The sequence below is a fragment of the Rubritepida flocculans DSM 14296 genome (assembly GCF_000425365.1).
GTDB classification, from domain to species: Bacteria; Pseudomonadota; Alphaproteobacteria; order Acetobacterales; family Acetobacteraceae; genus Roseococcus; species Roseococcus flocculans.
Map to the genome: position 1 here is coordinate 76,260 of NZ_AUDH01000005.1, position 13,261 is coordinate 89,520.

Consider the following 13,261-nt stretch of genomic DNA (forward strand, 5'->3'; position numbering starts at 1 on the left):
GCATGAGGAGTGAGCGCGGCCTCGCCTCGCGGCGGGGCGTGATCGGGGCGGTGGCGGGGGCGGCGGCCGCGCTGCCGGCGGGCATCGCCCGGGCGGCGGGCAACCCGCAGAACCAGCCGCCCCACCTGCCCGAATGGGGCCGCAGCCTCGGCCCGGGCGTGATCGAGGAGACCTACGGCACGCGCTCGCGCCACGAGACGGCGGTGCGCCGCTACGTGCCCTGGCTCACGCCGGATCGCGTCTCCTCCGTCTCCTTCACGCCGCTGGCGGAGATGCACGGCATCATCACGCCCTCGGGCCTGCATTTCGAGCGCCACCATGGCGGCGTGCCGGACATCGACCCGGCGGACTACCGGCTGATGATCCACGGCATGGTGGAGCGGCCGCTGATCTTCACGCTCGAGGACCTCAAGCGGATGCCGCAGGTCTCGCGCATCCACTTCATCGAGTGCCCGGCCAATGGCGGCATGGAGTGGCGCGGGGCGCAGATGTCGGGCGTGCAGTTCACGCACGGCATGCTCTCCTGCTCGGAATGGACGGGCGTGCCGCTGAAGCTCCTGCTCGCGCAGGCGGGGCTCAGGCCCGGCGCTTCCTGGCTGCTCGCCGAGGGCGGCGACGCCTCGCACATGACGCGCTCCGTGCCGCTGGCGAAGGCGCTGGACGACGCCATCATCGCCTATGGGCAGAACGGCGAGGCGGTGCGCCCGCAGCAGGGCTATCCCGTCCGCCTCGTGCTGCCCGGCTATGAGGGCAACATGTGGGTGAAGTGGCTGCGCCGCATCGAGCTGGGCGACAGGCCCTGGTTCTCGCGCTGGGAGACGCGCACCTACACCGACCTGATGCCCGACGGGCTCTCGCGCCAGTTCACCTTCGTCAACGAGGTGAACAGCGTCATCACCTATCCCTGCCCCGAGAAGCCGCTGCAGGGCAGGCCCGGCTTCGTGGAGATTTCGGGCCTCGCCTGGTCCGGCGCCGGGCGGATCACGCGGGTGGACGTGAGCGTGGACGGCGGCGACAACTGGCGCACGGCCGAGCTGCAGGATCCGGTGCTGCCCAAGGCGCTGACGCGCTTCCGCATCCCCTGGGAGTGGCGCGAGGGCCAGAGCGCCTTCCTCCAGAGCCGCGCGATGGACGAGACGGGCCGCGTGCAGCCCAGCATCACCGCGCTGCGCGCCGCGCGCGGCACCGAGAGCATCTACCACAAGAACAGCATCCACACCTGGCTGGTCGAACGGGACGGGACGGTGGTGAATGTCCAGATCGATGCGTAGCGCCCTTCTCTCCGCCGCCGCGCTCCTCGCGCTGAGCGGGCTCGCCATGGCGCAGAGCCGCGATGTGGAGCGGCTCTATCGGCCCTTCGAGGCCCCGCCCGGGGAGCGAACGCGCGCCGATGTGGCCTGGCCCGCGCCCGCGCTCCCGCCGCTGCCCGCGCCGCTCCCCGGCATCGGCCGGCCCGCCACCAGCGCCGAGATCGCGGGCTGGGACATCGCCGTGCGCGGAGACGGGCGCAACCTCCCGCCCGGCCGCGGCACGGCGAAGGATGGGGAGGAGCTCTACCTCCAGCATTGCGCCGCCTGCCATGGCGATTTCGGCGAGGGGATCGACCGCTGGCCCGCGCTGATGGGCGGCCGCGGCAGCCTGCGCAGCGACCAGCCGCGCCGCACCGTCGGCTCCTTCTGGCAGCACGCGCCCGGCGTGTTCGACTATGTGCGCCGGGCCATGCCCTACACCGCGCCGCAGAGCCTGACCAACGACGAGTATTACGCCATCACCGCCTACATCCTCCACCTCAACGAGCTGGTGGGCGAGGACGACGTGATGGACCGCGAGAGCCTGCCGCGGGTGCAGATGCCCAACCGCGACGGCTTCGTGCTGGAGGCGCGCCCCGACACGCCCAACACGGCCTGCATGAGCAACTGCCGCGAAGGCCGCCCCGTCCGCGTGACGATGGACAGCCGCCAGTTCGTGCCGCCCGGCTCGGGTTCGGGAACCGACCAGCCGGAATAGCCGGCGGCCGGAGGGAGGGAGGATGCGATGAACAGGAAGCTCGGACGGCGCGGCGGCCTCGCCGCGCTGGCGGCCGCCGGGGCGGCGCTGCCCGCCATGGCGCAGACGGGGCCGGTGGAGAAGATCCTCTACCACCTCAACATGCCGGGCGGGGAGGAGTTCGCCTATTACCGCCAGATGCTGGTGAACGTGCAGAACCACCTCACCGTGCTCACGCCCGGGCGATACGATTTCCGCATCATCATGCACGGGCCGGGCATCAACCTGCTGCGCTTCGGCGCGCGCAGCGACCCGCAGATCGCCGCCACGGTGGACGAACTGAAGCTCGCCGGCGTGCGCTTCGAGATCTGCCGCATCACGCTGCAGCGCGGCAACATCCCCCTCGAGCAGCTCTACGACGCGAGCGAGGACGACCTCGTGCCGAGCGGCGTGGGCCAGATCGCCAAGCTGCAGCACCAGGGCTTCGCCTACCTCAAGATCTGATAGCGGCGGCCTCGCGCAGCACCGCCTCGGCGGCCGGCGTGAAGCCGCCATCCGCCTCGTGCAGCACGAGGCCGGGCAGAACGCGATCAGGCCCGCGCCCTCCGCGCCGGGCCTGGATCAGAATGCGCCTGGCCGCGACACCCGCGCGCGGCCAGAGCGGCAGCAGCGCGATCGCGCCGCAGCGCGCGGCCTTCAGCGCCGCCGTCGCATCGCCGAGCCGCGCCGCGGGCAGCACGAGCGAGAGCGTGCCCAGATGCCGCAGGGGCGCGGCCAGCGCCGCCACCCAGGCGGCGAGCGGAACCTCCTCATGCGTCGCGGCGGCGCGGCGCGCGGCGGGCGGGGGCGTGCCGCCGGGCCACCAGGGCGGGTTGGCGAAGGCGTGGTCGCAGCGGGGCAGGGGGCCGGGCGCGCGCAGATCGGCCGCGCGCACATCGGCCGCCACGCCGTTCGCCGCCGCGTTGCGCGCCGCGAGGGCGGCGAGTTCCGGCTCGCGCTCGATGGCGACGACGCGAAGCCCCGGCACGCGCGCGGCGAGGCAGAGAAAGGCCGGGCCCGCGCCGCAGCCCATCTCCAGCACCGTCTCGCCGGGGCGCGCCGGCACGAAGGCGGCCAGCAGCACCGGGTCTATCGCCGCGCGCAACCCCTCGCGCAGCTGGGCGAGGCGCACGCGCCCGCCCAGCAGCCGGTCCTCCTCCGGCGGTTCACTGCCCGGCATCGGCCAGGATGCGCCGGGCGCGCGCCGCGTCCTCGCCGCGCACGGCGAGGCGCTGGGGAAAGACGCCCGGCCCGAGCGCGGCGAGCTGCTGGTCGAGCAGCACGGCCTCGACGCCCGCATCGCGCAGCAGCGCGGCGAGGAACTGGATGCGCACCGGCTCCGCGCCCTCGGCCACCACCACCATCGCGCGCTCCCTTGCGGCCCCCTTCCTTGTCGCCACCTGGGGCGGGGGGTATCCTGCGGCGGCGGGCTGCGGGGTCAAGGCCGCAACGGAACAGGGGCGGGACAGCGTGGCCGGAGTGATCGAGGCGGGCAGGGACGAATCGGCCAGGCGGGCCGATGGCGAGGACGCGCTGAAGCGCCTCACCGCGCTGGTCGCCGATGATCTGGCGAAGTGCAACCGCCTCATCGTCGAGCGCATGCACAGCCCCGTCGCGCTCATCCCGCAGCTTGCGGCGCATCTCGTCTCCTCGGGCGGCAAGCGGCTGCGGCCCGTGCTCACCCTCGCCGCCTCGCGCCTCTGCGGCTATGCGGGCGAGCGGCATGTGACGCTCGCGGCCTGCGTGGAGTTCATCCACACCGCCACCCTGCTGCATGACGACGTGGTGGACGAAAGCACGCTGCGCCGCGGCCAGGCCAGCGCCAACGCGCTGTTCGGCAACAAGCCCTCCGTCCTGGTGGGCGACTTCCTCTTCGCCCGCGCCTTCCGCCTGATGGTGGAGGACGGCGAGCTGGAGGTGATGCGCATCCTCTCCAGCGCGGCCGCCACCCTGGCCGAGGGCGAGGTGCTGCAGCTCCTCATCCAGAACGATCTCTCCACCGGCGAGGCGCAGTATCTCGAGGTGATCGAGGGCAAGACCGCCTCGCTCTTCGCCGCGGCCACGCGCCTCGGCGCCGTGGTGGCCGGCCGCCCGACGGAGGAGGCGGAGGCGCTGGACGCCTATGGCCGCAACCTCGGCATCGCCTTCCAGCTCGTGGACGACGCGCTCGACTACGCGGCCGAGCAGGCGCTGCTCGGCAAGACGGTGGGCGATGATTTCCGCGAGGGGAAGATCACGCTGCCCGTGCTGATCGCCTTCCACGCGGGCGACGCAGAGGAGCAGGGCTTCTGGCGCCGCACCATCGAGGAGCGCGACCAGCGCGAGGGCGATCTCGCGCAGGCGCAGCGCCTGATGGCCCGCCACCGCGCGGTGGAGCGCACGGTGGAGCGCGCCGCCGCCTATGGCGAAATCGCGCTGCGGGCGCTGGCGGGCTTCCCCGCCAACCCCTATCGCGAGGCGCTGGCCGAGGTGGTGCGCTTCTGCATCGCCCGCGCACGCTGAACGGCCGCCCGCATCAGGCGCCGGCCAGCGCCACCTCGATCAGCCGCTCCAGCACCTCGGGCTCCTGCGCGCCAGCGATGGCGTGCTGGCCCTCCACGAGGAAGCAGGGCACGCCGTTGATGCCCAGGCGATGGGCGCGGAGGTTCTCGACATGCACCCACTCCGTCTCGGCCCCCGAGGCGAGGAAGCGCCGCGCCTCGGCTTCGTCGAAGCCCTCCTCGGCCGCGAGGGCGGCGAGCAGCGCGTGCTGGCCGATGTCCTGCCCCTCGCTGAAATAGGCGGTGAAGATGCGGCCGATCAGCCCTTCCACCGGCCCCTGCTGCCCGGCCCAGCGCAGCAGCCGGTGGCCGTCGAGGCTCGAGGGGATGCGGCGCATCAGCTCGAAGCGGAAGGCGATGCCCTCGGCCCGGCCGAGCTCGGCGATGGTGCCGTGCAGCCGGCGCGCCCGCTCCTCGCCGCCGAACTTGCGCGTCAGCCAGTCCTGGCGGGGGATGCCGCCCGGGGCGATGTCGGGGTTCAGCAGGAAGGGGCGCCAGTGCAGCTCGGGCTGCAGCTCGGGCCGCCCGGCCAGCACCCGCTGCAGCCGGCGGATGCCGAGCCAGCACCAGGGGCAGACGAGATCGAAGACGATCTCGACCGAAAGCCGCGGCCGGGGTGGCGCCAGGATGTTCACGCCGCCATTCTAGCCGCCCGCGCGCCGAAGGGTAAGGATGCATGGACACGCAGGAGGGGCTGACCCGGCTGATCGGGCTGATGGCGGCGGTGGCGCTGGGCGTCGCCGCCTTCCTGGTGCTGCAGCCCTTCATCTCGGCGCTGCTCTGGGCGGTGATCCTGGTCTTCTCCACCTGGCCGGCCTATCGCGCGCTGACCGACCGGCTGCGCCTCGGCCCCGGTGCGGCGGCGCTGGTGATGGTGGCGGCGGAGTTCCTTCTGCTCGGCCTGCCGCTGCTCTTCGCCGCCCCGGTGCGGCGGGAGGACATCGAGGGCATCCGCGCCTGGATCGAGCGCGTGCTCTCCGAGGGGCTGCCCGATCTCTCGGGCCTGTTCCTCGCCATCCCGCTGGTGGGCGGGCAGATCAACGACTGGTGGAACTCGCTGGCGGGGGACAGTTCGCACCTCATCGCCGCGCTCAGGCCCTATTCCGGGACCGTGGCGCAGTTCCTGCTCGGGCTGCTGCTGGCGGTGCTCTCGGGCATCGCGGAGATGCTGCTGGCCATCGCGCTGGCCTTCTTCCTCTACCGCGACGGGCCGGCCATCGCCCGGCAGAGCTTCCTGCTGCTGCAGCGGCTGGCGGGCGATCAGGCCGCGCATCTGTGGGAGCTGACGGGCAATGTCACGCGCGGGGTGGTCTATGGGCTGCTCGGCACCGCCATCGTGCAGGGGTTCATGACCGCCTTCGGGCTCTGGATCGCGGGGGTGCCGCAGCCCGTGCTGCTGGGGGTGATCGCGGGGGTGATCTCCATCCTGCCCGTGGGGGCGCCGCTCGTCTGGATTCCGGCCGCGATCTGGCTTCTCGCCACCGACAAGATCGGCTGGGGGCTGTTCATGCTTGCCTATGGGGCGCTCGGCATCTCCTCGGTGGACAATGTGATCCGGCCCTGGCTGATCTCGCGCGGGGCGGATTTGCCCCTGCTGCTGACGCTGCTGGGGGCGCTGGGCGGCGTCTTCGCCTTCGGCTTCCTCGGCCTGTTCCTGGGCCCGGTGGTGCTGGCGGTGGGCTATGCGCTGCTGCTCGATTGGGCGCGGGAGGGGCAGGATCAGGCTTCCAACCCGCCGCCGCCGCCCCTATAGGGGCCGCTTGCCGGCCTTCCGGCCGGGGGACGGGGAGACAGAACAGATGCGTCGTTGGTTGCTGGCCGCGGCCCTGGCCGTGGCGTGCTGGGCGGTCGCGCCCGCCGCGGAGGCGCGCACCGTGCGCTGGTCGGCGAGCGGGGATCCCAACACCATGGACCCGCACAGCCAGAACCTGGGCACCGTGACCATGGTGCTGCAGCAGATCTATGACCCGCTGATCCACCGCAACCCGCAGCTCGGGCTGGAGCCGGGCCTCGCCCTCTCCTGGCGGCAGGAGGAGCCGACGCGCTGGCGCTTCGTGCTGCGCCAGGGCGTGCGCTTCCACGAGGGCGAGCCCTTCACCGCCGACGACGTGGTGTTCAGCATCACCCGCGCCCTGGCACCCACCTCCAACTTCGGCATCTTCGTGGACACCATCGAGCGCGCGGTGGCCGTGGACGACTTCACGGTGGACATCGTGACCAAGGTGCCGGACCCGATCCTGCCCAACAAGCTCGCCTCCGTGTTCATCATGTCGCGCTCCTGGAGCGAGCGGCACAACGCCACGCGTCCGCAGAACACGCGCCAGCGCGAGGAGATGCACACGGTGCGCAACACCAACGGCACCGGCGCCTTCCGCCTTTCCGTGCGCGAGCCGGACGTGCGCACCGTGATGGTCCGCAACAACGAGTGGTGGGGCTGGCAGGTGCCCGGCAACCGGAGCAACGTGACCGAGATCGTCTATCGCCCGATCGCGAGCGACGCGACGCGCGTGGCCGCCCTGCTCTCGGGCGAGGTGGATTTCGTGCTCGACCCGCCGCTGCAGGACCTGAACCGGCTGCGCAACGCCCAGGGCCTGCGCGTGCTGGAGGGGCCCGAGGTGCGCACCCTCTTCTTCGCCATGGACACGCACCGCGACGAGCTTCTCTACAGCGACGTGCGCGGCCGCAACCCCTTCCGCGACCTGCGCGTGCGCCAGGCGCTCTACCACGCGATCGACATCCAGGCGATCCACCGCACCATCATGCGCGGGCAGAGCGTCATCACGGGCACGCTCTTTCCCGAGCAGGTGAACGGCTATGTGCGCGAGGAGGATGTCCGCCTGCCCTACGACCCGGCGCGTGCCCGGGCGCTGCTGGCCGAGGCCGGATTCCCCAACGGCTTCGAGATCACGCTCGACTGCTCCAACAACCGCTACATCAACGACGAGCAGATCTGCCAGGCCGTGGCGGCGATGTGGACGCGGGTGGGCGTGCGCACGCGGCTGAACGCCATGCCGCTCGCCACCTTCTTCCCGAAGATCCAGCGCGACGACACCAGCATCTACCTGCTGGGCTGGGGCGTTCCCACCCTGGACGCGCTCTATTCCTTCCAGTCGCTGCTCGCCACGCGCGGCACGGCCCAGGGCGATGGCATCTGGAACTTCGGCCGCTACTCCAACCCGCGCATGGACGCGCTGATCGAGCGGATGAAGACCGAGACGGGCGAGGCCCGTCAGGCCGCGATCCGCGAGGCGCTGCGCCTCTATCGCGAGGATGTGCCGCACATCCCGCTGCACCACCAGATGATCCCCTGGGCGATGCGCGCGAACATCCAGATCCCCCACATGGCGAACAACCAGCCTTATTTCCGCTGGATGGTCGTGAACTGAGGATGTCTTGACCGCGCCGGCGGCCGGGGCCCACGCCCGGCCGCCGGCGACGAGGAACGCAGAATGTTCGCCTTCATCATCTCGCGCCTGCTGCAGGCGCTGCCTGTGATGTTCACGGTCTCGCTCATCAGCTTCGCCATGTTCGCCTATGTGGGCGACCCGGTGGCGATCATGCTGGGGCAGGACTTCACCGAGGCGCAGCGCCAGCAGCTCATCCGTGACCTGGGGCTCGACCAGCCCTTCTTCGTGCAGTTCGCGACCTTCCTCGGCAACGCCGTGCAGGGCGAGTTCGGCCTTTCCTACCGGCTCTCGCGCCCGGTGGCCGAGCTGATCGCCGAGCGCGCGCCGGCCACGCTCGAGCTCGCCTTCACCGCCGCCTTCATCGCGCTCGCCGTCGGCGTGCCGATGGGGGTCTATACGGGGCTTTACCGCAACTCCTGGCTCAGCCGCTTCTTCCTCACCTTCTCGCTGATCGGCGTCTCGCTGCCCACCTTCCTCATCGGCATCCTGCTCATCCTCACCTTCAGCGTCTGGCTGGGCTGGCTGCCCTCCTTCGGGCGGGGCGAGGTGACGCGGCTGGGGTGGTGGAGCACGGGCTTCCTCACCTGGTCGGGCATCAAGGCGCTGATCCTGCCCGCCATCACGCTGGGGCTGTTCCAGCTCACCCTCATCATGCGCCTCGTGCGCAGCGAGATGATGGAGGTGCTGCGGACGGACTACATCAAGTTCGCGCGCGCCCGGGGCCTGTCCAACCGCGCGGTGCATTTCGGCCATGCGCTGAAGAACACGCTGGTGCCCGTCATCACCATCGCAGGGCTGCAGCTCGGCGGGATCATCGCCTTCGCCATCGTCACCGAGACGGTGTTCCAGTGGCCGGGGATGGGGCTGCTCTTCATCCAGAGCGTCGGCGCGGCGGACATCCCGGTGATGGCGGCCTATCTGATGCTGATCGCGCTCGTCTTCGTCACCATCAACCTGATCGTGGACCTGCTCTACTACGCGGTGGACCCGAGGCTGCGCGTCGGGCGGGGGAAGGGGCACTGATGGTTCCCCACGAAACCGCTTCGCGTTCTCGCGGGGACCCCGAGCGATGAACTCCCACGAAACCGCTTCGCGCTGCCGCGAGGACCCCGTCTGATGCGCGCCTTCTTCGATTCCGACCTGTGGTGGAGCTTCACGCGCTCGCCCGTCACGGTGCTTTCGGCCGTCACGGCCTTCGTCTGCATCGCGGGGGCGGTGTTCGCGCCCTGGCTCGCGCCGCACAACCCTTTCGACCTCGCCTCGCTGCAGCTTCTCGACGCCTTCAAGCCCCCGGCCTGGAGCGCGGAGGGGGATCTCGCCTATCCGCTGGGCACGGACGACCAGGGGCGCGACGTGCTCTCGGCCATCATGTACGGCGCGCGCGTCTCGCTGCTGGTGGGCTTCGCCGCCGTGGCCTTCTCGACGCTTCTCGGCGTCACGCTCGGGCTGCTCGCGGGCTATCTGGGCGGCAAGGTGGACGCGCTGCTCATGCGCATCGCCGACATCCAGCTCACCTTCCCGGGCATCCTGGTGGCGCTGCTGGTGGACGGCATCGTGCGCGCCGCCCTGCCGCGCGACGTGCACGACCAGATCGCGGTGTTCGTGGTGATCTTCGCCATCGGCATCTCCAACTGGCCGCAGTTCGCGCGCACGGTGCGCGGCTCCACCCTCGTCGAGCGCAACAAGGAATACGTGCAGGCGGCGCGCGTGATCGGGCTCTCGCCGCTGCGCATCATGGTCAGCCACGTGCTGCCCAACGTGATGTCGCCGGTTCTGGTGATCGCCACCCTCTCGCTCGGCTTCGCGATCCTCGCCGAGGCCACGCTCTCCTTCCTCGGCGTGGGCGTGCCGCCCACCCAGCCCTCCCTCGGCACCCTCATCCGCATCGGCAACGACTTCCTGTTCTCCGGCGAATGGTGGATCACGATCTTCCCCGGCGTGGCGCTGATCGTGATGGTGCTCTCCGTCAACCTGCTGGGCGATTGGCTGCGCGACGCCCTCAACCCGAAGCTGCGCTGATGTCCCTGCTGGAAGTGAAGAACCTGCGCGTGGAGTTCCCCACGCGCCGCGGCACGCTGGTGGCGCTGGACGACGTCTCCTTCGCCATCGCGCCCGGCGAGGTGCTGGGCGTGGTGGGGGAATCGGGCGCGGGCAAGTCCATGACCGGGGCGGCCATCATCGGGCTGCTGGAGCCGCCCGGGCGCATCGCGGGGGGGCAGATTCTGCTCGAGGGCCGGCGCATCGACAACCTGCCCTACGAGCAGATGCGCCGCATCCGCGGCCGCGAGATCGGCGCGATCTTCCAGGATCCGCTGACCACGCTGAACCCGCTCTACACGGTGGGCCGGCAGCTCGTGGAGACGATGACGACGCACCTGCCCATCGGCCCCGGCGAGGCGCGCGAGCGGGCGATCGGCTGGCTCGAGCAGGTCGGCATCCCCGCCGCGCGGGAGCGCATCGACAGCTACCCGCACGAGTTCTCGGGCGGCATGCGGCAACGCGTCGTCATCGCGCTCGCGCTCTGCGCCGAGCCGAAGCTGATCGTGGCCGATGAACCCACCACGGCGCTCGACGTCTCCATCCAGGCGCAGGTCATCGCCCTGCTCAAGCGCCTGGCGCGCGAGAAGGGGACGGCGATGATGCTGGTGACGCACGACATGGGCGTGATCGCCGAGACGGCGGACCGTGTGGCGGTCATGTATGCCGGCCGCATCGCCGAGATCGGCCCCGTGCGCGAGGTGGTGAAGCACGCGAACCACCCCTATTCGCAGGGGCTGATGGCCTCCATCCCACCGCTCGACCGTCGGGTGGAGCGGCTGCAGCAGATCGAGGGCGCCATGCCCCGCCTCTCCGCCATCCCGAAGGGCTGCGCCTACAACCCGCGCTGCCCCCACGCCTTCGACCGCTGCCAGACGGAGCGGCCCGATCTCATGCCCGCCGGCCGCACCGAGGCCGCCTGCTGGCTGCACGCGGAGGGGTCCGCGCGATGACCCCGATGCTGGAAACCCAGGATGTCGCGCGGCATTTCGACGTCTCGCGCCCGCTGATCCAGCGCCTGCTCGCGCGCGAGGGAAGGCGCACCCTGCGCGCGGTGGATGGCGTGAGCTTCGCCATCCCCAAGGGCAGCACCCTCTCGCTGGTGGGCGAGAGCGGCTGCGGCAAATCCACCGTCGCGCGCCTGGTGGTGGGGCTCTATCCGCCCACGCGCGGGCGCGTGCTGTTCGACGGGCAGGATCTCGCCGCCGCGCGGGCCGACCGCCGCCAGCGCTCGCGCATGCAGATGATCTTCCAGGACCCCTACGCCAGCCTCAACCCGCGCTGGCGTGTCGCGGACATCATCGCTGAGCCGATCCGCGCCTTCGGGCTGATCGAAGGCCGCGCGGCGCAGATGGAGCGGGTGGGCGAGCTGCTCACCCAGGTCGGCCTCTCGCCGCTCGACGGGCAGAAGTATCCGCACGAGTTCTCGGGCGGGCAGCGCCAGCGCATCTCCATCGCGCGCGCCCTCTCCTCCAACCCTGAGTTCCTGGTCTGCGACGAGCCGACCTCGGCGCTCGACGTGAGCGTGCAGGCGCAGATCCTGAACCTGATGAAGGAGCTGCAGGCGCGGCTCGGCCTCACCTACCTGTTCATCTCCCACAACCTCGCCGTGGTGCGCCAGGTGAGCGACCGCATCGGGGTGATGTATCTGGGCAGGCTCGTGGAGCTCGCGCCGGCCGAGACGCTCTTCACCACGCCGCGCCACCCCTATACGCGCGCGCTGATGGAGGCGATCCCGGACCTCGAGATGACGGGCCGCGCGCGCACCCCGGTGGGCGGCGAGGTGCCGAGCCCCATCAGCCCGCCCAGCGGCTGCGCCTTCCACCCGCGCTGCCCGCTGGCCAATGCGCGCTGCAAGGCCGAGGCGCCGCGCATGCTGCCGGCGGGCGAGGCGCAGGTGGCCTGCCACGCGGTGGAGGAGGGGCGGGCGGCGGCCTGACGCCGGCCGCCCGCAGCGGGCTCAGACGCGTTCCAGAATGCTCACGTAGTTCGCGACGGCGGCGCCGCCCATGTTGAACACGCCGCCGATCTCGGCCTTGGGAAGCTGCATCTCGCCCGCCTCGCCGCAGAGCTGCATGGCCGCCAGCGCGTGCATGGACACACCCGTGGCGCCGATCGGGTGGCCCTTGGCCTTGAGCCCGCCCGAGCGGTTCACGGGCAGCCGCCCGTCCTTCGCCGTCCAGCCCTCCAGCGCCGCGCGCGCGCCCTGTCCCTCCGGGACGAGCCCCATCGCCTCGTACTGGATGAGCTCGGCGATGGTGAAGCAGTCATGCGTCTCGGCGAAGGAGAGGTCGTCGATCGTGAGCTCCGCCGCCGCGAGCGCCCGGGCCCAGGCCTCGCGCGGGCCCTCGAAGCGCACCACGTCGCGCCGGGCCATGGGCAGGAAGTCGTTGACATGGGCGGTGGCGCGGAAGCGGGCGGCGCGGGGCGCGGCCTTCGCCACATCGCCGGTGGCGATCACCACGGCGGCCGCGCCGTCGGAGACGAGGCTGCAGTCGGTGCGCTTCAGCGGGCGGGCGACATAGGGGTTCTTTTCGCTCTCCTGCCGGCAGAAGGCGAAGCCGAGATCCTTGCGCATCTGCGCCCAGGGGTTGTCCACCCCGTTCGCATGGTTCTTGGCGGCGATGGTGGCCAGCGCGTCCGAGGCGTCGCCATGGCGCTGGAAATAGGCCTCGGCGATGCGGGCGAAGACGCCGGCGAAGCCGTTCTCCACCCCGGATTCCGTCCTGAGATGCGAGGCGGAGAGGAGGATCTCGCCGATGCGCGGGCCCGGCGTGGCCGTCATCTTCTCCACGCCCACGACCAGGGCGATGCGCCCGCGCTTCGCGCCCAGGAAATCGAGCGCCCCATGGATGGCGGCGCTGCCGGTGGCGCAGGCGTTCTCGTAGCGCGTGGCAGGGGTGAAGCGCAGCTCGGGCACCGCCTCGAAGACCAGCGAGGCCGGGAACTCCTGCGGCACGAAGCCGCCGTTGAACTGGCCGAGGAAGACCGCGTCCACCTCCTCCGGCGCGATGCCCGCATGCTCGATGGCCTGGCGCGCGACGAGGCCGATCAGCGCCTCGGCGTCGGGGCAGTCCTCCAGCTTGCCGAAGCGGCTGTGCGCCCAGCCGATGATGGCGGCGTCATGGGTGTGTCCGGGCATGGGGCGTTCCTCCTCGGGCGGAGCTTATCCCAGGGCCGCCCCGCCGCCAGACTGTGGCAGATGGGCAACAGGTGAACGCATTGTCATGCGATGCGCGGGCGGAAGGGTGT

14 protein-coding genes are annotated in these 13,261 nt (G+C 71.4%); 10 read left to right on the forward strand and 4 right to left on the reverse strand.

The features are described 5' to 3' along the window. The first annotated feature begins 2 nt into the window (after positions 1-2). From soxC to H596_RS0106975, 3 genes are read left to right on the forward strand one after another with little or no spacing between them, the layout of a single operon-like run. Positions 3-1,271, forward strand: a complete 1,269-nt coding sequence (gene soxC, locus H596_RS0106965; RefSeq protein WP_027284270.1) for a sulfite dehydrogenase — start codon at positions 3-5, stop codon at positions 1,269-1,271. After that, on the forward strand, positions 1,264-2,007 hold the full coding sequence (locus tag H596_RS0106970) for a c-type cytochrome (RefSeq protein ID WP_051212537.1): 744 nt from the start codon (positions 1,264-1,266) through the stop codon (positions 2,005-2,007). Before soxC ends, H596_RS0106970 begins: the two co-directional genes overlap by 8 nt. Before the next feature lie 27 nt (positions 2,008-2,034). Continuing rightward, a complete protein-coding gene (locus H596_RS0106975; protein ID WP_027284272.1) occupies positions 2,035-2,490 on the forward strand; it encodes a DsrE family protein in 456 nt (151 codons plus the stop codon). Here H596_RS0106975 and H596_RS0106980 read toward each other — a convergent pair. After that, positions 2,480-3,205 carry a tRNA1(Val) (adenine(37)-N6)-methyltransferase gene (locus H596_RS0106980; protein ID WP_037300390.1) on the reverse strand — a complete coding sequence of 242 codons (726 nt, stop codon included), beginning with the start codon at positions 3,203-3,205 and terminating at the stop codon, positions 2,480-2,482. The genes H596_RS0106975 and H596_RS0106980 overlap by 11 nt on opposite strands. After that, positions 3,192-3,389 carry a putative signal transducing protein gene (locus tag H596_RS0106985; protein WP_027284274.1) on the reverse strand — a complete coding sequence of 66 codons (198 nt, stop codon included), beginning with the start codon at positions 3,387-3,389 and terminating at the stop codon, positions 3,192-3,194. Before H596_RS0106985 ends, H596_RS0106980 begins: the two co-directional genes overlap by 14 nt. A gap of 106 nt (positions 3,390-3,495) precedes the next feature. On the opposite strand from H596_RS0106985, the gene H596_RS0106990 reads away from it, so the two are divergent. Beyond that, positions 3,496-4,527 (forward strand): polyprenyl synthetase family protein, encoded by a 1,032-nt coding sequence (locus H596_RS0106990; RefSeq protein WP_456307592.1) that lies wholly within the window; start codon positions 3,496-3,498, stop codon positions 4,525-4,527. 13 nt (positions 4,528-4,540) lie between these two features. Here H596_RS0106990 and H596_RS0106995 read toward each other — a convergent pair whose 3' ends face one another. Further along, positions 4,541-5,200, reverse strand: coding sequence for a DsbA family oxidoreductase (locus H596_RS0106995; RefSeq protein WP_245583965.1), 660 nt, complete (start codon positions 5,198-5,200; stop codon positions 4,541-4,543). 41 nt (positions 5,201-5,241) lie between these two features. Between H596_RS0106995 and H596_RS20520 the strand changes: the two genes are divergently transcribed. The 6 genes from H596_RS20520 (at position 5,242) to H596_RS0107025 (ending at position 11,948) form a co-directional block, all read left to right on the forward strand. After that, positions 5,242-6,318 carry an AI-2E family transporter gene (locus tag H596_RS20520; RefSeq protein WP_051212539.1) on the forward strand — a complete coding sequence of 359 codons (1,077 nt, stop codon included), beginning with the start codon at positions 5,242-5,244 and terminating at the stop codon, positions 6,316-6,318. A gap of 46 nt (positions 6,319-6,364) precedes the next feature. After that, a complete protein-coding gene (locus tag H596_RS0107005) occupies positions 6,365-7,951 on the forward strand; it encodes an ABC transporter substrate-binding protein (RefSeq protein ID WP_027284277.1) in 1,587 nt (528 codons plus the stop codon). Between the two features lie 63 nt (positions 7,952-8,014). Next, entirely contained in the window at positions 8,015-8,995 is a 981-nt protein-coding gene (locus tag H596_RS0107010) for an ABC transporter permease (protein WP_027284278.1), read from the forward strand. Between the two features lie 93 nt (positions 8,996-9,088). Further along, on the forward strand, positions 9,089-9,991 hold the full coding sequence (locus H596_RS0107015; RefSeq protein ID WP_027284279.1) for an ABC transporter permease: 903 nt from the start codon (positions 9,089-9,091) through the stop codon (positions 9,989-9,991). Continuing rightward, entirely contained in the window at positions 9,991-10,962 is a 972-nt protein-coding gene (locus tag H596_RS0107020; protein ID WP_027284280.1) for an ABC transporter ATP-binding protein, read from the forward strand. Before H596_RS0107015 ends, H596_RS0107020 begins: the two co-directional genes overlap by 1 nt. Further along, positions 10,959-11,948, forward strand: coding sequence for an ABC transporter ATP-binding protein (locus H596_RS0107025; protein WP_037300392.1), 990 nt, complete (start codon positions 10,959-10,961; stop codon positions 11,946-11,948). Before H596_RS0107020 ends, H596_RS0107025 begins: the two co-directional genes overlap by 4 nt. Positions 11,949-11,969: 21 nt before the next feature. Here H596_RS0107025 and H596_RS0107030 read toward each other — a convergent pair whose 3' ends face one another. Further along, positions 11,970-13,151, reverse strand: a complete 1,182-nt coding sequence (locus H596_RS0107030) for an acetyl-CoA acetyltransferase (protein ID WP_027284282.1) — start codon at positions 13,149-13,151, stop codon at positions 11,970-11,972. Positions 13,152-13,261: the final 110 nt, after the last annotated feature.